Genomic DNA, 23,204 nt, shown 5'->3' with positions numbered 1-23,204 from the left:
ATAAAATTTCTTATAGAACAGGGAACTGCTGTACAAGTTATGCGGTTTTTTTATAGTAAATCTGTGAATAAAGCTGACTTAACAAATAAGCACCGAGTCTGATGTAAACATTCTAGAGTAAGTTATTGAGAATATGCTAATCTTGAGCAAACGTTTTAAAGTACAGTGTATAGATGTCAATTCTAAAATCAGCAGTTGATACAGTTCATCAAAATATTCATCAGCGTCAGTCGATTGGTCATTTAATTGAACCTGCGCCGAATGCTGAGCAATTGGAAAATGCGTTTCAAGCCGCTTTAACGGCGCCAGATCATCATCGTCTTAAGCCTACGCGTTTCGTGATTATTCCTGAAACTGAACGTGAAGCATTTGGTGAGTTGCTTTCACATGCTCTAGCCGATACTGGACAAACAGAAGAAGCGCAGTTGGAACGTGTGAAACACCATCCATTTCGTGCGCCACTATTGGTTTTGGCTTTAACTCAATTACAAGATCATCCCAAAGTTCCGCATTTCGAACAAATCTTAAGTTCAGGCGCAGCAGTACAAAACTTTTTGCTCTCTCTACAAGCACAAGGCTTTTCAACCATGTGGCGTAGTGGGGCGGTGGTTGAATCTAAATTGTTTAAACAAGCCTTGGGTTTAACGGAAAATGATTTGATTTCAGGCATTATTTATATCGGTACAGCAGTGAAAGCCATTCCACCGCGTGCTGAAATACAGTCTGCTGACTTTGTAAGCCATTGGCATAAAGCAAACCAATAAAAGTGAAAAATAGGTCGATTGAACAAGATCGATCAGTAAAGAAATTAGGATAAAAGAACAATGTCAGAACTTGATTTTGCAAGTCTTGTTAGCCCTGTGTCAGTTGATCAAAAAACTGCACTGCGTGTTACGGTGCTGGGTGGTGGGAGTTTTGGTACTGCGATGGCTAATACTGCAGTACGTAATGGCTGTGACACCATGATATGGATTCGTGATGAGGCGGTGGCTGCGGATATCAATGCAACACATATTAATAAACGTTACTTGCCAGATTTTCAATTAGAAGCAGGTTTGCTCGCTGTTTCAGATTTAGAACAAGCAGTATGTAATCGTGATATTATTTTGGTGGCCATTCCGAGCCATTCTTTCCGTAGTGTTTTACAGCAGATCAAGCCTTTTATCACGTCACAAGCAGTGGTGTCTTTAACCAAAGGTATTGAAGCCAATACCTTTAGCTTTATGAGCGATATTATTCGTGAAGAACTTCCTGAAGTCCCTTATGGTGTGCTTTCAGGGCCAAACTTGGCGAAGGAAATTGTTGCGGGGCAACCTGCGGGGACTGTGATTGCAAGCCAATCTGAACTGGTTCGTTATGCTGTTCAACAAGCGCTGCACAGTGCATTATTCCGTGTATTTGCAAGTGATGATGTGCATGGCGTGGAATTGGGCGGTGCTCTGAAAAATATCTATGCAGTCGCGATGGGTCTGGCTGCGGCTTATGGTGTCGGTGAAAATACCAAGAGTATGATTTTGACACGTGCTTTAGCAGAAATGAGCCGCTTTGCAGTGAAATTAGGCGCAAACCCATTAACATTCCTAGGTCTGTCTGGTGTCGGTGATTTATTTGCAACTTGTAGTAGTCCGCTCAGCCGCAATTACCAAGTCGGCTTTGCACTCGGTAGTGGTAAAAGCTTAGAACAAGCCACCAAAGAACTGGGACAAACTGCGGAAGGGATTAATACCATTGTGCAAGTACGCGCACGCTCTGAAGAGCTCGGTGTATATATGCCAATTACCAGTGCCTTGTACGAAGTGATTTTTGAAGGTGCACCGGCACTGAATATTGCATTGTCACTGATGAAAAATGGCCATCGTAGTGATGTTGAATTTGTCTTGCCACATCAGCAAGTTTAAGTTTGCTGATTAATATGCAATACACATAGCTTTGTCATACTGGCTGTATATAATGTGCGGAATAGAATAAGGAAATTTTATGCAACTGACATTGGTTAGGCATGGCGAAGCTGCTCCACCTGTAATGGGGAATGATGAAAAGCGTCCTTTAACAGCGCGTGGACAAACTCAAGCGGCAGAAACTGCAGCATATTTGAAAGATATAATTCAACCAGACGTTTTTGTGGTGAGTCCACTACTGCGTGCGCAGCAAACACTGTCATCTTTGCAAAAACATTTTCCACATGTGCCTGTGGTTATTTGTAATGCCATCAAACCGGAAGATGATGCCAAAGTTGCAGTGGAATGGTTGTCACATTTACCGTATGAGTCTATTGTGGTGGTGTGCCATATGAACGTTGTGGCACATATGGCCAGTGTTTTGGTCTCAGAATATTTTAATCCCTATGCTTTGGCAGAAGCGCGCATTTATGAACAAGCGGTCATTGCTCCAGGGTTATCAACACAAATTAAAACGTTTATACCATCAACATAAAAACCAATTAAAACGGCAGAAAAATTAATGTTGTATTTATGGATGCCCGAAGCCAATGGGGTTTGGCAATGGTCAGAAGGGGATTTCTGGAAGCAGTCATCGACACTTGAACAGTTGATTCAGGAAATTCAGCCACATGCGGGAAAGGAAGCGGTTGTTTTCTTTCCGAGTCGTGATGTACAAATCATTCAGCAAAATTTTCCAAAAAACCAATATAAAAAACTTGGCCCAGACGGCGTAAAATATTTACTTGAGGAATATGTCATTTTGCCTTTGGATGCAATGAAAGTATTGCATCATTTTCAAAGTCCAGATGAATTAACGGTCATGGGGATTGCACATAGTGCAGTCGAAACGATGCAGCATGCTTTGACGCTAATTCCTGTAAAAGTCATTTCGTTATTACCTGACTTTTTGGTCTTACCAAGTCCAGAATCAGGGCAACATGTTTTGGCAAATGTCAGCGGTCATTTATTGGTCCGAAATAATGAATATGTCGGTCAGTCTGTTGATGATTTGGCATTGTATTTAGATTATCAAATTGGTCAGCCGAACTATAAGATTTCAAATCTAAGTTCAGATCAGACGCATAGTCTTGAAGCCGCTGTAACGCATGATCACATTGAATCGTTTCATTATGAACTACCCAATATAAAAAAACCGAAACAACATCCACTGAATGTTTTGCCGAAAGCCAAAACCAATACGGGTGTAAGCGGTTATTGGAAAGCTTGTGCAGCTGTTTTGGTTGCGGCTCTAATTACTCAGTTTAGTTATGATGCAGTTCGCTGGTGTCAATACAAAAAAGTGGCCAATATCACTGCGGCACAAGCGATTGATCAGTTTAAATATTGGTTTGGTCAAAGCTATCCTGTCACTGAACAAACGCTGAAAAGCCAGTTCGAATCACAATTGCGTCAGAGTCAAACGGGCAATGCACAGGCTTTGTCTTTACTGAGCCGTGTCGGGCCAGTTTTAATGCAAAACCAAATTTCTGCAAATCGTGTGAGCTATGAAGCCTCGATGTTAAATATGGAGCTAAAAGCCAATTCGGCAGAAGTACTACAAACCCTAACTGATCAATTAAAACAACAAGGTTTTAAAGTCGAATTAGGGAATATTCAACCAAGTGCCAACGGCGCGATTGGATTGGTGAAAATACAATAATGATAAAAATGGAAAACCTACAGCAACGTATAGATGGGCAAATTGAGCGCATCACTGATTATTTAGACCAACTTTCTACTCGTGAACGAGTCATGGTGATCTTTACCACGATTTTTGTTGTAGTGGCAGCGATTGGTTCGGCACTGTTTTATATGAACAAAGCTGCAAATTTTCAACAAAAGCGCGTGAATGAACTCAAAGATACTGTTGTTTGGATGCAAAGTAATGCCGTCACGATGAAACCAGCAGGTGATACACAACTGAGCGCGTTGGAAAAAGTTCAGCGTGTATCGCAACAACAGGGTTTATCCGTGGCATCTCAACAAGTCGGTGAGCAAATACAGATTGCAGTGATGCATGAAAATTATGCAATTCTGGCCAATTTTTTGACTCAATTGGTTCAAATGGGCTTAAGTATTGAAAAGATGGAGTTAAGTTCTGAAGCGGGACAGGTCAAATTAACAGCGAGTGTACAATAATCGGTAAAAATAAAGATCTGCTAAGCATGGTGTTTTATTTGTGCTGTGCCTATAATATGCCGACTTAAAAAGCAGTAGACTTTTATAGATATGTTGTATTCTCTAGCCCGCCCTTTGTTGTTTACTTTAGCACCAGAGCGTGCACATGAGCTGACATTATCGCTGTTGAAATCTTCTCACAAGATGGGAATGATGCGTCAAAACGTGGCGTCTAAACCAGTAACATGTATGGGAATCGAATTTCCGAATCCTGTTGGTTTAGCAGCCGGTCTTGATAAAAACGGTGCTTATATCGATGCGCTGGCGAGCCAGGGCTTCGGCTTTATTGAAATTGGTACAATTACACCACTTCCACAATCAGGGAACCCTGAACCTCGTTTATTTCGTTTACCGAAAGCAAAAGCCATTATTAACCGTATGGGTTTTAACAACGATGGCGTGGATCAGCTGATCGAAAATGTCAAAGCTGCAAAATTTAAGGGTGTACTTGGGATCAATATCGGTAAAAATGCAGTCACACCTGTTGAAAAAGCAGTTGACGATTATCTGATTTGTCTAGAAAAAGTTTATAACTACGCTTCTTATATTACCGTTAATATTTCATCTCCTAACACAAAAAATCTTCGCAGCTTACAAAGCGGTGATGCTTTGACTGAACTGTTAGAGACGCTCAAGAAACGTCAACTCGAGTTGGCGGATGAAAATCAACATTATGTACCCTTAGTACTTAAAGTTGCACCAGATCTAGAACCAGAAGACATTAATTTTATTGCCCAACAATTGTTAAAATTTAAAATTGATGGTCTGATTGTTACCAATACGACTTTGTCACGTGAAGGTGTTGAAGGCCTTCCATATGGTGATGAAGCAGGTGGTCTATCCGGTGCGCCAGTCTTTGAAAAAAGTACGGCATGTTTGGCGGCTTTTGCTAAAGTATTAAACGGTCAAATTCCATTGATCGGTGTAGGTGGTATTTTGTCGGGCGCGGATGCTGTTGCGAAACAAAAAGCAGGAGCTAGCCTTGTACAAGTGTATAGTGGCCTCATATATACAGGTCCGACACTTGTAAAAGACTGCGTAGACGCATTGTAAATATCATGAATACCATTGATATCTTTATACTGATTATTTTGCTCATTGGAGGGCTTAACGGTTTGCGTCAAGGATTTGTAAAAGCCTTTGCGAACTTCATTGGATGGATTCTTGCACTTGTCATTGCGGCAAAGTATGCAACCGTCCTTGCACCTTCGATGACATCTTTAAGTACAGATCCAGTGGTACAGAAGATTGCCGCGTTCGCATTTATTGTATTGTTGATTGTAGTCATGACTTGGGTCGCGACATGGTTATTGAACAGTATTTTGAAAACATTAAAGCTCGGTCCGTTAAATCGACTGGCAGGTGGTGTTTTTGGAAGCTTAAAAGGATTGTTGGTGGTGCTGATCACTATGCAGGGGCTAGGTCCTTGGGTAGAAAGTTCACCACATTGGAAACAATCTAAAATGGTTCAGTCATTATTGCCATATGCGCCTTGGGCAACCGAATTGTCCAAAGATGCTGCAAATCAAGCACTTCATCATATTCAGTCTGAAGATGCTCAGAAATCTTCAGACCTCCCATCTGAGTCGCAGAACAAGCACGGACGTTCTGGATCGGGTGAGTCAACAAATAATCCTTTTTATTAACCCTAGCTTGTCTGCGAGGTTGCTATGTGTGGAGTAGTTGGTATAGCTGGTAAATCACCTGTTAACCAAATGTTGTTTGATGCGTTAACGATGTTACAACATCGTGGACAGGATGCAGCCGGGATCGTAACTTGTCAGGATGGTCGTTTATTCCTGCGTAAAGATACGGGTATGGTACGTGATGTGTTCCACACACGTCATATGCGTGCATTACAGGGTAATTATGGTATTGGCCATGTTCGTTACCCAACTGCGGGTTCTTCTAGCAGTGCTGAAGCTCAGCCATTCTATGTAAACTCACCTTATGGCATTACGCTTGCACATAACGGTAACTTAACCAATGCTGCTGAAATTCATGATGACTTGTTCAAGACTGACTTACGTCATATGAACACCGATTCAGACTCAGAAGTATTATTAAACGTATTTGCTCACGAATTGCAAAAACGCGCAAAACTTACACCAAGCGCTGAAGATGTATTCCACGTGGTTTCACGTGTGCATGAACGTTGCAAAGGTGGTTATGCGGTTGTTGCTATGATCACAGGTCAAGGCCTTGTGGGTTTCCGTGATCCAAATGGTATTCGCCCATTGATCTACGGTTCGCGTGAGACTGAAAATGGTATGGAATATATCATTGCGTCTGAATCTGTCGCAATTACAGCGCTCGGCTTTAAGGTTGAGCGTGATATTGCACCGGGTGAAGCAATTTATATTACTGCTGATGGCGTGATGTCGACCAAGCAGTGTGCAGCAGCCCCTGAATATCGTCCTTGTATCTTTGAATACGTATATTTTGCGCGTCCAGATGCAACCATTGACGGTATTTCAGTTTACAAAGCACGTTTGAAAATGGGCGAAAAACTTGCTCAGAAAATTCTACGTGAATGGGGTGATGAGCACGATATCGATGTCGTGATCCCAATTCCTGATACTTCACGTACTTCTGCGCTCGAGCTTGCAAATACCTTAGGTGTGAAATTCCGTGAAGGCTTCATGAAGAACCGTTATATCGGTCGTACCTTCATTATGCCGGGTCAGCAACTTCGTAAGAAATCTGTGCGTCAAAAGCTTAACCCTGTAGAGCTAGAGTTCCAAGGCAAAAACGTACTATTGGTCGATGACTCGATTGTTCGTGGTACGACTTGTAATGAAATCATTCAAATGGCGCGTGATGCAGGTGCGAAAAAAGTATTCTTTGCGTCTGCTGCACCGATGGTGAAATATCCAAACGTGTACGGTATCGATATGCCAGCCAAATCTGAACTGATTGCGTCAGAACGTAGCGTTGAAGAAATCCGTGAAATCATTGGTGCTGATCGCCTGATTTTCCAAGACTTGGAAGATTTGAAATCTGCAGTACGCACCAAGAAAGTCCCTGAGTTGCAAGACTTTGATTGCTCGGTATTTGATGGTAAATATGTGGCAGGCGGTATTGATGCTGAATATTTGGCAGCATTAGAGCGTAAGCGTAATGACTCTGCAAAAAATGAAAAGCCAGCCTATATTGATGTTAACATTGATGCAGCTTCTGTGGATTTAACAGGTGTTCGCGAAGAATAATCTGCTGAAAACACACTGAAAAAGCGGGAATTTCCCGCTTTTTTCATTTATGATGAGCAAACAAAAGACAATGTAGCTTAAGGGTATTACATTGAGACGTGTGGGTTATGATTTTATAAAAAACAAAAATATGTTTTGGCCTGTCACCATGTGTATGGCGGCAGTGTTTTTGACCGTCGCAATTATTAATGTAATTGTCGGTTTAATTGTGGATTATTATGATTCCACTCAGTCTATCTATTGGCATGTTCTTAGCCCATTTTTAGTGGCTGCTGTACTGCTGATTATGTTGGTTTCAGTTCTCTATGATTTTTACACCTTTCGCTTAGGTGGTTATTCACTTGCTAAACAGTTGGGTGCGCGTCGTCTGAGTCTGATAGAAAGTATTCCTGAAGAAAGTGTTGCACTGCGTATGACGGAGCAGCTGGCAGATACCTTTCTAATCGATACTCCTGCACTTTATGTCTTACCCGATGAAGTGGGTGTAAATGCACTCACCGCAGGTTTTAGCCCTCGAGATACATCGATCATTTTAACCTGGGGTGCATTACAAACCTTAGATGAGATGGAAATGTATGGTTTGCTGAGCCATGAATTTAATAAAATCTTGTCAGGGGAAGCTGCGGAAAATACCCGTTTGAAAATCTTATATAGCGGTTTGACGACCTTTAGTCAGTGGGGTAGTAAAATTGCAAAACGTGGTTTCTATAAAAATGGACAAGCACGGGACAATAAGTTTGAAACCCTCTTTGTAGCGATTGGCGCGGTCATTTGGTTGATCGGAAGCTTGGGTGTTTTGATTTCCCGCTTTATTAAATATATCTCTTTGGGTTCTCGAACCTATCGCAATGATCAGAAAACCAAACGTCTGATTCAAAATGATGCCAATATTCAAACCTTATTAAGGATTTATGTGCATCATTCAGGTTCGCAAATTCATAGTGAATATGCGGAATCGATTTCTCATATGTGTTTTGCAAACTCACTCAGTCCGCAAAACTGGATGAATATTCACCCAAGTATTGAACAGCGTATTTTTGAATTAAATCCGGCGCTCATTCATGACCTGCAACTAGAAAATTTAAAAAAACTGCGAAACCAGCCGCTATTTTATTTATTCCGTTCACTAGAAGAAGCTAGTCCAGATGTTGCAACACCATGGAACTCGCCACAACCATTACCTTTACTGCGCTTGTCACCGATTAGTTTTGCGATACGAGATGCAATTAAACCGTTGAACCCTGAGATTCGTGAAAATTGGCAGCGGCCTGAATTGATCCAACGTGCCTTGCAAACAGCAACGGGTTCGCGTGAGGTGATGGTTGCTATTTTAATGATTCGTCAGTATCGAGAGTTTATTCCGACTGAAGCTGAAGTGAGTCGTGCGATTGTAGATGCATTATTGAATCTTGATGGTCGTGTGCATATCTCAATTTTTCATGAGGCATGTAAAAATATTGGTACCATGCCAGCAACAATTTCACGGCAGTTCTTAACCAAGCTGGCCAAAATTATTCAGGAAGATGGTGAAATTGGTTTGCTCGATGCATTACTACTTGAAACAGTCAAATATGAGTTAAATCTGTTGCCTGCACATACACCTACATCTTTAGAAGATGTAAAACCGAGTATTGTGCGTTTGATTGATGCCTTGTTGCATGTGCAACAAATTAACAGTGATAACCAACTCGAAGTGCGTGAAAAAATCCTCAATCGAATCTTAACGAAAGAAGAATTAGAGTTTTATCGCGATATTTCTGATGAGCCAATAGACTTGGCTGAAATCCTAAATGATATTTCAGGATTGTTGCTTCGTGAGCGTCTAAGCATCCTTGGGGTTGCAGAAATATGTTTATGGAATGATCGAATTATCACGCAAGATGAGTTGGATGTTTTGCAGCTACTATATTGGCGTATTGGATTTGAATCAGTTGAGATAGTTGAACTAATGCAAAAGAAAAATAGTTTAATGATCGTATAATTGTTTATAGCGGTTTGATTTATGAATAAATTGTTTAATTTTAAGTCAAAAGTAGTCTGAGCAAGTCTACATAATCAATAGAGAAATAGAGTGGTCTAATTGATTTATAAAAGTTCAGCAAAACAGAGTGAATCCCGTTAGAATAACAAGCCTTGAATAGGTGAAAATGAAAGCATGATTGGGCATCAGCGAAGCATAATGGCGGCAATGGGAATTGATGTATGGATTCCTCAGGCGGCTCCGTGTCAGCAATTTAGCTCAAATATCTGGCGAGATCAGGCGGCTCCTGAAATAGTCTCTGAAATTCTACTCAAAAATGCGCCTCAGCCAACGCCTGTTTCATCACAGACTGAGCTTAAAAAGAACGTTGATGTTGTTGTAAATCAACCTGTAGAAGCACCTAAAGATGAACCAAAGGTTGTTGAGCCTGTTGAAATTCGTCCAATTGTTCAAATCCCTTCGTTTAACTTAGAAGCCATCTGTTTAATGCACTGTGTCATTGTCATTGATGCCACAGAATTAACGGCAGAGCAGCAAGTTTTGTGGAGCAATATTCAGCGCGCAGTCAGTGCCGATTTCTTTGCTTTACAGTGGCCTTTTGGCTGGGTGAATTTGCAAGATGGTCGTGGTGCAGCATCTTATGTACAGGGTTTTATCGATGCGATGAGCTTGGATAAAAATGTCATTTGTCTAGGCGATATTCCGCATTTAGAGCATGCGAAGGTGTATCCATTGGCATCTTTACAGCAAATGATTGAACAGCCTTTATTGAAAAAACGCCTATGGCAATTTATGCAAAATAAGGCAGGACAAAATACTTAAATTACGTAAATGGAAAATTTATGCAAAAAAAAGTAGTGGTTTTTAGTCAAATAGATCAAGAAATAATCCAACGTTTAGAACAGCAATTTAAAGTTTTCCAAATTAGCCCTAAATTGGGTGATGTGAATCAGCAAATTCTTGAGCATTCAAAAGATGCTGACGCCATGATCGGTGCGGGGCGTTTGTTGAATGCTTCGAATTTAGCGCATGCATCACAATTAAAAGTCATCTCAAGTGTAAGTGTTGGTTATGACAACTATGATCTCGCATTTTTAAACCAAAAAAATATCTGGTTGAGTCATACTCCGCATGTGTTGACGGAAACTACAGCAGATTTAGCATTTACCTTGTTGATGAGTGCAGCACGTAAAGTGCCTGCATTGGATCAATGGACCAAACAAGGGCAGTGGAAGCGTACAGTGGGTCCTGAGCAATTTGGCATGGATGTCTTTGCTAAAACCATCGGAATTATTGGCTTAGGACATATTGGCGCAGCGATCGGGCGCCGTGCTCGCTACGGCTTTAATATGAATGTGCTCTATCATAATCGCCGAGAAAAAATTGAATTGGCTGAATCGTTATCAGCACAATATTGCGATTTGGATGATTTGTTGCAACGTGCTGACTTTGTGGTCGTTGCAGTGGATTTAAATGCAGAATCCAAAGCTTTAATTGGTGAACGTGAGTTGGCCTTGATGCAATCGCATGCGGTATTGGTCAATATTTCACGCGGTTCAGTAATTGATGAAGCTGCTTTAATCGATGCATTAAGTCGTGGTCAAATTTTTGCAGCAGGCTTAGATGTGTATGAGCAAGAGCCACTTCAAGAATCACCTTTATTTACATTAGCCAATGTCGTGACATTGCCCCATGTGGGTTCGGCAACAGCGGCTACCCGTAAACGTATGGCGGAATTGGCTTATCAAAATTTAGTGGATGTTTTGGTACATGAGCGCGCGCCACGCTATGTGGTCAATCCAAAATTTGAATAAACAATCACAACAGTTTTCTCCATAATTCACCAAAATTCAATGCTATATTCGATGAAGTACGAATATGAAATTTAGAGAATAGACTTTGAAAAAGATTTTACTGGCATGTGGTCTCGGGCTTTGTTCGACATTGGCGCAGACGCAGTCCGTAGATTTTAGTTCATCCCCACAATTTTCTGTGCCTGAAATTGGTAGTGGCGTCGGCTTGTTGGATCAACAAAAAGAACGTGCCATTGGTGAGAAGGTGTATCGTGAGGTGCATCGTCAACTTCCTGTGACTGAAAATCCGTGGATGGAAGATCGTCTTTTATCTGTCTTTACGCATATTTTGAGTCAAACTCAACTCAATCAACCGGTCGGTTTGTTATTAATTAATGATCCACAAATTAATGCTTTTGCTGTACCTGGTGGTTTATTTGCATTAAATGCAGGATTAATTAATTCAGCACGCAACATGGATGAAGTGGCAGGGGTGATGGCGCATGAAATTGCACATGTATCACAACGTCATTACAGTCGTTCACAAGAAGCCTTTAAAGGGCAAGGTTTACTGTCACTAGCCGGTATTTTGGTCGGAGCCTTGGTGGCCTCACAGGCAGATGGTGATGTCGGTGCGGCTGTAATGATGGGCTCACAAGCTGCTTTAATGGATAAACAGCTAACCTATAGCCGCAATCAAGAACGTGAAGCAGACCGTATTGGGATGCAGTATATGTACCGTGCTGGATACAATCCGCAGAGCATGGCTGACTTCTTTGAAGTGATGCATCGTTCTACGAGTCGAGTGAGCTTTCTGCCTGATTTTTGGTTGACACATCCTTTAACCACCGAGCGTATGAGCGAAGCGCGCTTACGTGCCAATCAGTTGCCTCAAGTTAAAACCAGTTTGGTTGATCAAGATTTTGAAATTCTGCGCTGGTATAGTCGAGTACTGTCAGGTCAGGCGACTGAATTGCAATTAAATGCGATGGTGGCGCAAAAGAATTATGCAGCTGAGTTGGCTTTAGTGAGCTTGCATATTAAACAAGGTGACTTTAGTGCTGCTCAAAAGTTATTAAATGAAGCGGCAAAACAAAATGCATCGCATGCACTTTTTACTATTTTGCAGACCGATGTGCTGTTGGGACAAAACAAAACAGCCGATGCTGTGAACGCTGTGAAAAGTTCGGCAATCATTATGCCTGAAAATCGTGCATTAAATTATAAATATGCAGAGGCTTTGATTCGAAACAAAGAATATGCACAAGCACAACTGATTCTACAGCGATTTTTACAAGCAAATCCGCGTGACTTGAGTGGTTGGCGACTGATGTTGCAAATGGCTGATGCAGACAAAGATGCAAGCTTCCGTTCGGTCAATGTGCTGCGCTATCGAGCTGAAGTAGAGTATTGGGGCGGGGATGAAGAACGCGCGATTAAATCTTTGCTACAGGCGCAGCGCATCGCCAAAGACTCGAAAAGTCTTTCTGCGAAAATCAAGCAACGTGTAGACGAAATGCAAAATGAACGGAAATTAAAAATATAAAGATTTCAAATGTGATGCACTTATCTATGTCGATTATAAAGTGCAAATTGTAGTTTTAGTGGCTTGGATTAATCAGTGTAAACTAGCTGGATGTAAAATGTTTATGATTAAGAACTTACAAATGAAAAATATGATTTTGGCGGCCTGTCTGTTGGGCTTAGCAACGAATATTGCAGCAGCTAGCGCAGAGCAATATGTGATCGCTGTGAATGATATTAACGAAAAATATAAAACCGATGTACGACAATTTTTTAGTCAGTTAGACCCACAGCAACAGGGATTTAAAGCAGACCAGCAAGTGAAATACTGCGGTATTGTTCAGACTTATGTAAATGATCTTTATCGTGCGGCAGATGAAAATCGTGCATTTTTAGATCGTGAGTACCATACTATGAATAAGCAGGATGTGATTCAGCAAGTGACTGCTTCTAGAGAGATGCAATTATTAAAAAAATATAATGTGCAATGTGCCCTAAATTAATAGTAAATTTATAAGCATTTTAAATCATTACGAGAAACTGAATAAAAATGAAACTCGATGATTTTGGTATGAGTCATGGCAGAATCACGCTTCAGTTGATTCAGCGCCACGATGCAAAAGCACTTTATGAGGCGATTTGTCAAAGTATAGAAACCTTACGAATGTTTCCTGCAAGTTTGGCTTGGTCCTTACAAGAACCTAATTTAGATGCTTCATTGGCATTTTGTGATTCGAGAGTGTTGGCTGCGTTAAATCAGGAAAATTTTGTTTATGTGATTCGTGAGCAACAGTCGCATAACTTTCTAGGTGTCATGGATATTCATCAAATCAATTGGATGGAAAACCAAGCTAACGTTGGATTTTGGGGAAATGTTGAATTTAAAGGGCAGGGTTTGATGACAGAAGCTTTGCAGTTATTTGTGGATCAATTATTGAATGATCTAGGATTTCAGCAATTAAACGCTTTTGTAGATGTAGAGAACAAGCAAGCACGACGTCTATGTGAACGAGCAAATTTTAAATTGATTGAAATCGAACAAGCTGCAATTCAAAATCCAGTAGATGGAAGTTGGCGAGATATTTGTAAGTATGAAATCGTTAAATAAGAAAGATAATTATAAATGATGAATGAATTTGAATTATTTTTGAATTTGGATAATTTGGCTATTTAAGTCATCAGCGTACTTAAATAGACCAAATCAAACAATATAGATGAAAGATTAAGAGAGTTTCGCTTTAATTTTAGCTGAAACTTGTGCAGGATCGGCACGTCCGGCTATGAGCGGACGTAGAGAGTTCATCACCTTACCCATATCTTTCATGCTAGTAGCTTCTTGCGCAGTAATTGTTTGCGCAATGATGGAATCAAGTTCTTCCTCAGTCATAGCTTCTGGTAGAAATTGAGATAACACCTCAATCTCGGCTTGTTCCTTACTAGCTAAATCATCTCGATTTGCACCTAAAAAGGCTTTAACCGATTCTTTGCGTTGTTTGATTTGCTTTTCAATGACCGCAAGAACTTGCTTATCGTCAAGCTCTATGCGCTCATCGACTTCGATTTGCTTGATTGCTGCCTGTAGACTACGTATTACCGTTAACTTGTCCATTTCTTTAGCACGCATAGCGGCTTTTAAAACTTCAGTTATTTGGTTTTTTAAAGGAGTCATTTATCTTGTCCAGGTTAGTCAATCAATCACAAATTAATCTTAGTAAAGGCGAGTAGTACGTACTGATTCGCGAGCCAATTTCTTTTGGTAGCGTTTAACAGCAGCAGCTTTTTTACGTTTACGTTCTTGAGTTGGTTTTTCGTAGAATTCACGTTTACGAACGTCAGCAAGAACACCCGCTTTTTCGCATGAACGTTTGAAACGACGGATAGCTACGTCTACTGGTTCGCCTTCTTTCAATTTAACTTGTGGCATGAAGAATCCTCATTAAGTTATGGATAAGATCTCGGGTCGAATTACCCTTGATCACAAGTGAAGGTCAGTATTTTACTCATTTACATCTCATATCACAAGTCTATAATAGGTTTCGCAATATTTTGAAATGGGCAAAAGGCAGTTTAATGATCGTTTTAGGCTTGGAAACTTCGTGTGATGAAACAGGACTCGCACTCTACGATAGTGAGCAAGGATTACGCGGACAAGTATTGTATAGCCAAATCAAACTGCATGCAGAATATGGTGGTGTGGTACCTGAATTAGCTTCACGTGACCATGTGCGTAAGTTAATTCCGTTATTAAAACAATTGCTTGAAGAAAGTAAAGTTGATAAATCAGAAATTGATGCAATTGCATATACTCGCGGGCCGGGCTTGATGGGTGCATTAATGACAGGCGCATTGTTTGGTCGTACGTTGGCATTTGCACTGAATAAACCTGCAATTGGTGTACATCATATGGAAGGTCATATGTTGGCGCCTTTGTTGTCTAAAACTCCACCAGAATTTCCATTTGTGGCACTTTTAGTCTCTGGCGGACATACTCAATTGATGGCTGCTTATGGAATTGGTCAATATGAATTATTGGGTGAGTCGATTGATGATGCAGCAGGTGAGGCATTCGATAAAGTCGCTAAAATGATGGGTCTACCATACCCAGGTGGTCCAAATATTTCGAAATTGGCGATCAATGGCGACATCAATGCCTTTGAATTTCCACGTCCAATGCTACACCAAGGTTTAGATTTTTCATTTAGTGGTTTAAAAACTGCCGTTTCAGTTCAATTGAAAAAAGTTGAAGGCGAAGGTCGTGAGGCGGATATCGCTGCATCATTCCAAGAAGCGTTGGTTGATACATTGGTGAAAAAATCAGTGAAAGCATTAAAACAAACGGGTTTAAAACGTTTAGTAATTGCCGGCGGTGTAAGTGCAAACAAGCGTTTACGTGAGCGCTTAGAGGCTGATTTGGCAAAAATCCGTGCAAATGTGTTTTATGCAGAACCTGCGCTGTGTACAGATAATGGTGCAATGATTGCGTTTGCAGGTTATCAGCGTCTTAAAGCGGGTCAGCATGATGATTTGTCTGTTACAACTACACCGCGTTGGCCGATGACGGAATTAAGTAATCCAAACGAAGCGTAAAAATCGTTAAAAAAAGAACCGCATTTGCGGTTCTTTTTTTAATCTAAATTTGAAAATAACTGCGCGCTGCTGATTTTTCGCATAAATCCTGCACGTTTTAATGCCAATGTCACCATGTTGGTATTGCAAGATTGAATGCCTTCAAAATTACCAAGATCTTCTGTAATGAGTTTCCATAAATCACTTGAATCATTACATAGGACATGCCAGAAAAATTGTGAATCTCCACTAATGCCAAATAGGCAGCGTGTGTTTTTAAGTTCAGACAAGGTCTTGGCAATTTGATTTGCTGCATCTGGACGAGCTTTAATCAAAATAATCGCTTCTGACTTATAGCCCATCAAACTGGGTTCTACATCGACACGAATGTTGAAAATGCCTTCTTCCAATAAATCATTCAATAATTTATGAGTTTTATGTTCACTGAGTTCGATTTGCTCTGCCAAACTTTTAATAGATGAACGCCCATCAATAGACAGAGCATGAATCAGTTTTAATTCTATTTCAGTCAAACTTCTAAAATTGATGTTTTTATCGCTTGTACCTTCTAAAGCTTTGGGTTTGCTTGCCCAAGTAAATGGTTTTAATACGGCTTGGGTTTCTACGGTTTTAATATCCGGAATATGCGTAACAAAATCATGCATCCAAACAGAGAGATCGGCGGCCTTTTCTAATCCAATTTCAAGGAAAATATCGGCAAGTCCTGTGGTTAGAAAAACAATGCGTACTTCTGGACGGTTTGCAAAAAAATGCGCAACTTCTTTTTCCTTCCCAAATTTCACACTGATCCAGACATGAACGGTGTAACCCTTATTGGCAACCACAGGATTTAATTCAATTGCAGTTCGTATAACTTGGTCATCTAGCAATCTACCTAGACGTCGAGACAGCTTTTTTTCAGGGACATCACTAATCTGGCTCAGTTCTCGCCATGATCCTCTCGGATTGGAGATAAGAGCTTTGATGCATGCAGTATCGATTCCGTCGAAACTAAAAGATTCACTCATGATGATTGACTTGTCTAAAAAATAATTATAATCTAAATTTAAGTCTATAAAATAAAATACAACCTGTATTTATGTCTAAATATTAAATGAGACGCTTATGGATGAGTCAAAAATGCAAAACTCAATTTCCACACAAGGAAATGTATCACAAAAGAAAGTTATTCTTGCAGGAACTGTAGGAAATGCTATTGAATGGTTCGATTGGACGATTTATGCAACTTTTGCAGTATTTTTCGCGAAACAATTTTTCCCATCAGATGATCCAACTGCATCCTTGCTTGCGACCTTCGCAATTTTTGCTGTAGGTTTTTTCATGCGTCCATTAGGTGGAATCGTATTGGGGATCTTTTCTGACCGCTATGGTCGAAAAGCAGCTTTGGCCGCAACCATCATAATGATGGCAGGTGGTTCTTTGATGATAGGTCTTTCACCAACCTATGAATAATTGGTATTTTTGCGCCGATTATTTTGGTATTAGCGCGATTACTTCAGGGTTTATCTTTGGGTGGTGAGTTCGCTTCAGCGGCAACTTATCTTTCAGAGATGGCACCAAAAAATAAACGCGGATTCTATTCAAGCTTTATGTTTTTCAGTTCAGCGATTGGTATTTTGATGGCCTCAGGTCTTGCTTGGGCTTTAACAAGTACTTTAACTGAAACGCAAATGAGCGAATACGGATGGCGTATTCCGTTTATTTTGGGTGCGATTGGCGGCTTGGTGGGTATGTGGATTCGTAAATCAGTACCTGATAGCGAAATGACCCATAAAAAAGAATCAGTAAAAAATCCTTTGGTTGTACTGATTAAACGTCATCCGAAAGAAACGCTTCGTATTGTGGGTATTTCTATCTTAACAACATTTGCATTCTATATTTTTGTGGTCTATGTCCCGACCTATGCCATTAAAGTTTTAGGCGCAGAGCCACAAACAGCCTTTGCTGCAAATACTGTTGGCTTAATTATCTTTATGCTGTGTCAGCCTGTATTTGGCTGGCTATCAGACAAAATTGGTCGTAAACCGCAGTTGATCGTGTTTGCTGTGGGATATTTAGTGTTCTTTTATCCAATCATTAAATGGATGGATGGCACGTTTGCATCTATTTTATTGGTCGAGCTTTTCGGCTTGGTTTTATATGCTTTATATACCGCCATTGGCCCAGCTGTCATGTCTGAACAGTTTCCGACAGAAGTTCGTGCAGTTGGCATTGGCGCACCCTACAACTTGATGGTGGCTTTACTCGGCGGCACAACACCGTATGTGCTAACTTGGCTACAAAGTATTGGTAAACAAGATTATTTCTACTTTATGGTATTGGTTGGCGCATTATTAACATTAATCACATTTATGAAAATGCCTGAAACGGCAGGAAAAGGTTTGGAAGATATAAAATGAATATTGTGAATTTATCTGCACTTGAGCTTGGTCGCCAGATTGCCTGCAAAAAGATAACTTCAGTAAAGACAGTTCAATTTTATATTGATCGAAACCAAACATTTAAACATCTAGATTGTATTTCGGAATTATTCGAAATCGAGGCTTTGCAACAGGCACAACATTTAGATGAGTTGCTTCAGCAAGGCACACGATTGAGTCCATTTCATGGTGTGCCAATTTTACTAAAGGATAATCTGGATGTAGCGGGTCATATCACCTATGCAGGTACGGTTTATTTAGATCAAAAAGCGCAAGCGAACTGTAAACTGGTTGATCAATTGCAAGATTTAGGTTTAGTGATTTTAGGTAAAACTAAAATGACCGAGTTGGCTTTTGGTTTGTCTGGTCAAAATCCAATGCAAGGCACACCTAAAAACCCGTGGGCAGAGCAGCAATTTGCACCGGGTGGATCATCTTCAGGTTCAGCGGTTGCTGTGGCTAGTGGTCTTAGTCCTATGGCCTTTGGCGGTGATACAGGTGGTTCGATTCGTACACCAGCAGCATTAAATGGCATATTTGGTTTTAAACCTTCAGCCCATAAAATTGCCGACACGGGTGCAGTACCTTTATCCAAAACTTTAGATACTCTAGGGCCTTTTGCACGATTTGCAGATGATATTAGCGCTTTAGTCAATGTATTGATGGATGTAGATGTTGGAGCGGCATCAAGTCAAAATGTAATTTATGCTTTAGATGAATCTGCATTTCCATATCCGCTTGAGCCTGAGGTATTAACCCTTTGGCGCGAAGGGCTAAAACGCATCGAATCATTGGGAATCGAAATTAAAAATTGGCAACCACCTGCACATTTCGATTTTCATAATTTATCGGACCGGACGTCTGACATTATTGCTTATGAAAGTTATTTATATCATGGCGATACAGCTGAAAATGCTGAAACACAGATGTGGGAATTAGTTCGTCAGCGTGTGCTACGCGGTAAGAGTATTTCACAGGAAAAATACGAGTCATTGATTGCAGAGCGAACTGAGTTTCAGCAGACATTTAAAGCTTCTTTAAATGGTCGATGTTTGCTGTTTCCAGTGAGCCCATTCCTTGCAGTTGTGTCAAGCTCAACGGATACCGAGTTTAGTCATGTGGGTGAATACACGCGTCCATTTAACTATTTAGATGCACCAAGTTATGCTTTTCCAATGGCTCAAAGTGAAAGCGGACTGCCGATGGGTATTCAGTTGGTTTCATCTCAAGCTAATGATGTTAATGTGGTAAACACAGTGCAGAAAATTGCCAATGGTTTAGGTATTCGTTCTGTGCTTCCACCTATTTGTCAGAATTAAAGAATCATTTGTCATATTCAATAATAAAGAACCGCTATAGCGGTTCTTTTTTTATTTAGTTTTTTGGCTCTAGGCTTGTTTAAGTTGTTCTGACCCAATCCAATGCTTTGAAAATTGATAAGCAGCACGCCCTGAACGTTGCCCACGACCTTGACACCAACGTAGTGCCTCAGCACGCGCTTCATCTGTCCATGGCATCTCGGCTTTAGCCAAATAATGTTCAACAATTTCTAAATATAAATTTTGATCCATTGGGTAAAAAGACAGCCACATCCCAAAGCGATCAGACAAAGAAATCTTTTCTTCAATCGCTTCTTGTGGATGTAATTCTGTATATTGAGGAACATCTACACGGGTAATTGGTGTGTTTTCGTGCATAAATTCAGGCAATAAATGACGACGGTTACTGGTAGCATAAATAATAAAATTACTCGAACCTGATTGTAATGAACCATCTAAAACACTTTTTAAACTGCGATAGTTTTCATCTTCAGCATTGAATGCCAAATCATCACAATATACGATAAATTTTTCAGGGCGATGTTCAATCAACTTTTGGATTTCTGGCAAATCAGATAAATCATCACGCTCAATTTCAATTAAACGTAAACCTTGGTCTGCATAATGTGTGAGCAGAGCACGGACGATGGATGATTTACCTGTACCACGAGAGCCAGTGAGTAAAACATCATTGGCAGGTAAGCCATTTAAAAACTGTAAAGTGTTTTGAATCACTTTTTCTTTTTGACGCTCAATTCCTTTTAAATCTTCTAAATACATGACTTTGGGCTGTTGAATGGCTTTAAGCTGTTTATCTTGCCATTTAAACGCGATACTCGAAAAATCGGGTGCTTTTTTAAGCTCAGGCAAACTGTGCTGTAGTTGTAAGAGTACAGTAGATAGTGATTGAAGGATGTTGTCAGGTAAATCAATTGTAGCCATGATAAGTCAGCTTGTCGTGTCTTGTTGTTGGTTGGTATATGACAGCAGTGTACATCAATAATGCAGTTATAATCGCCTCAATATGTCAAAGTTAAATGATTGTTCTGGCAGATCTATGCTATTCGAATAACCAAAAAGTTGTTATAAATCTAGCTGAGTGAACAGTTTAAAGTGTGCTGAGGGATAGTCATGTTGTTTACAGGGTTTTCAAAAAGTATTAATCCACATCAGGCATATCGGATAAAAAAATTAAAGCGTCAGCTCGACCGTGCTGAATGTTATGAAGAATGGAAAGATATCGCACTTAAAATAGATGAAGAATCGGGTGCGCAAGAATGGAAATTCGATAATAGTTCACCGTATTTTGATGCAGAAATCATCACACATCGTTTAGGGTTACTGAGACGATATCGTGCTCAGAAACGTACTCGAGATTTGATGTACATTTTAAGTGAAGGTTTAACTTATGATGTTGGCAATATTGCTCATCCTTTACTGTTTACAGAAGCCTACGTCGGCACCAAAAAAATTATTGAAGACTATGTTGATGAGGTGAGTAAAAGTTTGGCATTTATCGCATCTGAAGAATGCGTTTGTCTTGATGCTGCACAAAAAATTGAATTCTTTGAACAAAGCCAAAAAGCCTATGGTCAACCTGTTTTGATGTTTTCAGGCGGTTCAACTTTAGGTTTGTTTCATACCGGTGTGTGTAAAGCACTGATGGAACAAGATTTGATGCCAAAAGTTCTGTCTGGTTCCAGTGCTGGCGCAATTATGACCGGGATGTTGGGTGTCTCTAAACCGTCAGAGTTTACCAATTTATTAAACGGACAAAATTTCTTTAGTGAGGCATTTCATTTTCGTAAATTGACTGAGTTAGTGCAGGGTAATGGCGGTTTGGCAGATGTAAAATATCTGAAAAAGTTTTTGGTTGAAAACTTAGGTGACTTAACTTTTGCCGAAGCTTATAAGCAATCTGGTCTGCATATCAATGTGGCAGTTGCGCCTTATGATGCATCCCAAGATGCACGAATTATGAATGCGTATACATCACCCGATTTGTTGGTTTGGAGTGCAGTGTTGGCATCTTGTGCAGTGCCCATTCTATTTCCACCGGTACGACTGACCAGTAAGCGTTATGACGGGCAATTTACGCCATATATGTCGGCAACGCGTTGGGTAGATGGGAGTGTGCGCAGTGATTTCCCACAGGAGAAAATGGCGCGTTTATATAATATTAATTACAGTATCGCCAGTCAGGTCAATCCGCATATTGTGCCGTTTATGCAGGATGATGTTTCACGCTTTCGTAAAAGTATGTTGAGTTGGCCTGAGCGGATCGTTCGTCGTCAAGGTAAGGTGATTAGTAAAGGGGTGATGGATTTTGCCCGTGAGCGTGCAGGAAGTATTCCACCGGTAAGACGTTTGCTTGATCATGGTTATGGCGTGGTGGACCAGCGATACTATGGTGATGTCAATATTGTGGGGAAATATGGCTTAAGACACTATAGTTATATGTTGCAAAATCCACGACCTTATCTGTTTAAGGTATTGCAGCGTGAAGGTGAAAGAGCCACTTGGCCGAAGATTTCATTAATCGAAACGCAAGCCCGCATCGGTAAGACCATTCAGCATTGTTTGGAATTATTAAATTATCAAAATGAACCCAGTCAACGACATGCAGAATTTATTGCAGTTTAAATTCACGGATTTAACGCAAATCATTTATGAGCCAAAAACCAAATCTAAAAGTTTGGTTTTTGGGCGTCGTCTATATCAATTTCAATTCAACCAACAAAATTATTGGCTCAAGGCGCAAGTCAGTGACAGCAGCCTTGAACATGTAGCCAGTTTTGGTCGTGAAATTGAGCTGTACCAACTATTTAGTCAAGCGTCTACACAAAACAGTATCACGTTAGCTTTTCAAGTGATAAAACAGTCGCATCTCAGTATTCAGCAAGAGTCTATTGACCAACTATTAATATTGCCGAATGCTGAGCCTTGGTTCGTACAGCCTGCATCGAGTTTGAGCATAGAACAGGTGAGGCAAGTGCTATGGCAAGCACTCGATGTGGTTGAACGATTAAGCCTGCACGGTTGGATACATGCAGATTTAAAACAAGAGCATTTTGTGAGTTGGCAAGGGCAGTGCAGACTCATCGATTTTGAGCAAGCGCTACCTTTAGAATTTGATCAGTTAGATGCCTTAACTGCGACACCACGTTATATGGCTCCCGAACTTTTCCATGGACAAGCGAAATCTTTGCACAGTGATATCTATGCTTTGGGGATTATTTTCTTGGAATGGCTGACATCACAGCGTTTAGAGGCGAAAAACTATGAAGATTGGGCCTATTTACATTGCCAACGCTTAAAGCTTGATCTGCCAATGCAATATCAAGGGTTTACTCAGCTATTGCAACACATGTTGATGAAGCAAAAAAATGACAGATTGGTGGATTTTTATCGCTTAAAAAGCGACTTAGTTGCTGAATTTGCTTAAGAAAAATACAAAAAAAGCACTATTGTTTTTTATTTAAACAAACAAGATGCTTTTTTATAAAAAAGGCTTGTCATGTAGGGGTGATCTCTATAATATACACAGCCATCGGGGACGTGGCGAAATTGGTAGACGCACTGGATTTAGGTTCCAGCGCCGCGAGGTGTGAGAGTTCGAGTCTCTCCGTCCCCACCACTGAATTACTAAACATGAGTTTAGTAGTGAAGGTCACAGAGGATTGGTGTAATGGTAGCATGACGGTCTCCAAAACCGTTCGTCAAGGTTCGAATCCTTGATCCTCTGCCAATTTT

The 23,204-nt window shown here is 40.5% G+C and carries 24 protein-coding genes and 2 tRNA genes; 22 read left to right on the top strand and 4 right to left on the bottom strand.

Features of this window, described 5'->3' with window-relative positions; translation table 11 throughout:
* The first annotated feature begins 173 nt into the window (after positions 1–173).
* From FTV37_RS04280 to FTV37_RS04215, 14 genes are all read left to right on the top strand, one after another.
* On the top strand, positions 174–764 hold the full coding sequence (locus FTV37_RS04280; RefSeq protein ID WP_171525909.1) for a nitroreductase family protein: 591 nt from the start codon (positions 174–176) through the stop codon (positions 762–764).
* Positions 765–824: 60 nt separating this feature from the next.
* Positions 825–1,898: an NAD(P)H-dependent glycerol-3-phosphate dehydrogenase gene (locus FTV37_RS04275; RefSeq protein WP_180007311.1), complete on the top strand. Its 1,074-nt coding sequence runs from the start codon at positions 825–827 to the stop codon at positions 1,896–1,898.
* Between the two features lie 79 nt (positions 1,899–1,977).
* A complete protein-coding gene (locus tag FTV37_RS04270) occupies positions 1,978–2,433 on the top strand; it encodes a histidine phosphatase family protein (RefSeq protein ID WP_078193626.1) in 456 nt (151 codons plus the stop codon).
* Positions 2,434–2,460: 27 nt separating this feature from the next.
* Positions 2,461–3,600, top strand: coding sequence for a type II secretion system protein GspL (gspL, locus tag FTV37_RS04265; protein ID WP_180063111.1), 1,140 nt, complete (start codon positions 2,461–2,463; stop codon positions 3,598–3,600).
* Positions 3,600–4,079, top strand: a complete 480-nt coding sequence (gspM, locus tag FTV37_RS04260; RefSeq protein ID WP_168378926.1) for a type II secretion system protein GspM — start codon at positions 3,600–3,602, stop codon at positions 4,077–4,079. Before gspL ends, gspM begins: the two co-directional genes overlap by 1 nt.
* Positions 4,080–4,169: 90 nt before the next feature.
* The gene (locus FTV37_RS04255; RefSeq protein ID WP_180003012.1) at positions 4,170–5,171 is read left to right on the top strand and encodes a quinone-dependent dihydroorotate dehydrogenase; all 1,002 of its coding nucleotides are present in this window, start codon (positions 4,170–4,172) and stop codon (positions 5,169–5,171) included.
* A gap of 5 nt (positions 5,172–5,176) precedes the next feature.
* Positions 5,177–5,764, top strand: a complete 588-nt coding sequence (locus FTV37_RS04250) for a CvpA family protein (RefSeq protein ID WP_078188866.1) — start codon at positions 5,177–5,179, stop codon at positions 5,762–5,764.
* A gap of 24 nt (positions 5,765–5,788) precedes the next feature.
* Positions 5,789–7,327: an amidophosphoribosyltransferase gene (gene purF / locus FTV37_RS04245; RefSeq protein ID WP_180063110.1), complete on the top strand. Its 1,539-nt coding sequence runs from the start codon at positions 5,789–5,791 to the stop codon at positions 7,325–7,327.
* A 91-nt stretch (positions 7,328–7,418) separates the two neighbouring features.
* Entirely contained in the window at positions 7,419–9,308 is a 1,890-nt protein-coding gene (locus tag FTV37_RS04240) for a M48 family metalloprotease (protein WP_180063109.1), read from the top strand.
* Positions 9,309–9,482: 174 nt separating this feature from the next.
* Positions 9,483–10,130 carry a hypothetical protein gene (locus FTV37_RS04235; RefSeq protein ID WP_180063108.1) on the top strand — a complete coding sequence of 216 codons (648 nt, stop codon included), beginning with the start codon at positions 9,483–9,485 and terminating at the stop codon, positions 10,128–10,130.
* 20 nt (positions 10,131–10,150) lie between these two features.
* On the top strand, positions 10,151–11,122 hold the full coding sequence (locus tag FTV37_RS04230) for a D-glycerate dehydrogenase (protein ID WP_180063107.1): 972 nt from the start codon (positions 10,151–10,153) through the stop codon (positions 11,120–11,122).
* 85 nt (positions 11,123–11,207) lie between these two features.
* A complete protein-coding gene (locus FTV37_RS04225; RefSeq protein ID WP_078188859.1) occupies positions 11,208–12,647 on the top strand; it encodes a M48 family metalloprotease in 1,440 nt (479 codons plus the stop codon).
* A 121-nt stretch (positions 12,648–12,768) separates the two neighbouring features.
* Positions 12,769–13,128 carry a hypothetical protein gene (locus tag FTV37_RS04220; protein WP_180063106.1) on the top strand — a complete coding sequence of 120 codons (360 nt, stop codon included), beginning with the start codon at positions 12,769–12,771 and terminating at the stop codon, positions 13,126–13,128.
* 47 nt (positions 13,129–13,175) lie between these two features.
* A complete protein-coding gene (locus FTV37_RS04215; protein WP_180063105.1) occupies positions 13,176–13,733 on the top strand; it encodes a GNAT family N-acetyltransferase in 558 nt (185 codons plus the stop codon).
* Positions 13,734–13,847: 114 nt separating this feature from the next.
* Here the strand turns inward: FTV37_RS04215 and FTV37_RS04210 are convergent, their stop codons facing one another.
* Both FTV37_RS04210 and rpsU read right to left on the bottom strand, forming a co-directional pair.
* A complete protein-coding gene (locus FTV37_RS04210; RefSeq protein WP_180063104.1) occupies positions 13,848–14,294 on the bottom strand; it encodes a GatB/YqeY domain-containing protein in 447 nt (148 codons plus the stop codon).
* A gap of 39 nt (positions 14,295–14,333) precedes the next feature.
* Positions 14,334–14,549, bottom strand: a complete 216-nt coding sequence (gene rpsU, locus FTV37_RS04205) for a 30S ribosomal protein S21 (protein ID WP_001136722.1) — start codon at positions 14,547–14,549, stop codon at positions 14,334–14,336.
* 146 nt (positions 14,550–14,695) lie between these two features.
* Between rpsU and tsaD the strand changes: the two genes are divergently transcribed.
* Positions 14,696–15,712 (top strand): tRNA (adenosine(37)-N6)-threonylcarbamoyltransferase complex transferase subunit TsaD, encoded by a 1,017-nt coding sequence (gene tsaD, locus FTV37_RS04200; RefSeq protein WP_111885694.1) that lies wholly within the window; start codon positions 14,696–14,698, stop codon positions 15,710–15,712.
* Positions 15,713–15,750: 38 nt separating this feature from the next.
* Here tsaD and FTV37_RS04195 read toward each other — a convergent pair whose 3' ends face one another.
* A complete protein-coding gene (locus tag FTV37_RS04195; protein WP_180063103.1) occupies positions 15,751–16,719 on the bottom strand; it encodes an Lrp/AsnC family transcriptional regulator in 969 nt (322 codons plus the stop codon).
* Positions 16,720–16,816: 97 nt separating this feature from the next.
* Here FTV37_RS04195 and FTV37_RS17730 point away from each other — a divergent pair, with 97 nt between their 5' ends.
* From FTV37_RS17730 to FTV37_RS04185, 3 genes are read left to right on the top strand one after another with little or no spacing between them, the layout of a single operon-like run.
* On the top strand, positions 16,817–17,164 hold the full coding sequence (locus FTV37_RS17730) for an MFS transporter (RefSeq protein WP_218947553.1): 348 nt from the start codon (positions 16,817–16,819) through the stop codon (positions 17,162–17,164).
* 56 nt (positions 17,165–17,220) lie between these two features.
* On the top strand, positions 17,221–18,111 hold the full coding sequence (locus FTV37_RS04190; RefSeq protein WP_257224201.1) for an MFS transporter: 891 nt from the start codon (positions 17,221–17,223) through the stop codon (positions 18,109–18,111).
* Positions 18,108–19,451 carry an amidase gene (locus tag FTV37_RS04185; protein WP_180063102.1) on the top strand — a complete coding sequence of 448 codons (1,344 nt, stop codon included), beginning with the start codon at positions 18,108–18,110 and terminating at the stop codon, positions 19,449–19,451. The genes FTV37_RS04190 and FTV37_RS04185 overlap by 4 nt, the downstream gene beginning before the upstream one ends.
* A 69-nt stretch (positions 19,452–19,520) precedes the next feature.
* Here the strand turns inward: FTV37_RS04185 and FTV37_RS04180 are convergent, their stop codons facing one another.
* Positions 19,521–20,393, bottom strand: coding sequence for an ATP-binding protein (locus tag FTV37_RS04180; protein ID WP_180063101.1), 873 nt, complete (start codon positions 20,391–20,393; stop codon positions 19,521–19,523).
* A 189-nt stretch (positions 20,394–20,582) separates the two neighbouring features.
* Between FTV37_RS04180 and FTV37_RS04175 the strand changes: the two genes are divergently transcribed.
* The 4 genes from FTV37_RS04175 (at position 20,583) to FTV37_RS04160 (ending at position 23,199) form a co-directional block, all read left to right on the top strand.
* Positions 20,583–22,094: a DUF3336 domain-containing protein gene (locus FTV37_RS04175; protein ID WP_180063100.1), complete on the top strand. Its 1,512-nt coding sequence runs from the start codon at positions 20,583–20,585 to the stop codon at positions 22,092–22,094.
* Positions 22,072–22,896, top strand: coding sequence for a protein kinase (locus FTV37_RS04170; RefSeq protein WP_180063099.1), 825 nt, complete (start codon positions 22,072–22,074; stop codon positions 22,894–22,896). The genes FTV37_RS04175 and FTV37_RS04170 overlap by 23 nt, the downstream gene beginning before the upstream one ends.
* A gap of 107 nt (positions 22,897–23,003) precedes the next feature.
* Positions 23,004–23,088 (top strand) — tRNA-Leu (locus FTV37_RS04165).
* Between the two features lie 37 nt (positions 23,089–23,125).
* Positions 23,126–23,199: transfer RNA gene (locus tag FTV37_RS04160), tRNA-Trp, on the top strand.
* The last annotated feature ends 5 nt before the right edge of the window (positions 23,200–23,204 follow it).

It is taken from the genome of Acinetobacter sp. YH16042, from assembly GCF_013417245.1.
Lineage (GTDB): Bacteria > Pseudomonadota > Gammaproteobacteria > Pseudomonadales > Moraxellaceae > Acinetobacter > Acinetobacter amyesii.
The sequence above is the reverse complement of the archived record's forward strand: the minus strand, read 5'-3'. Positions and strand labels throughout refer to the sequence as shown.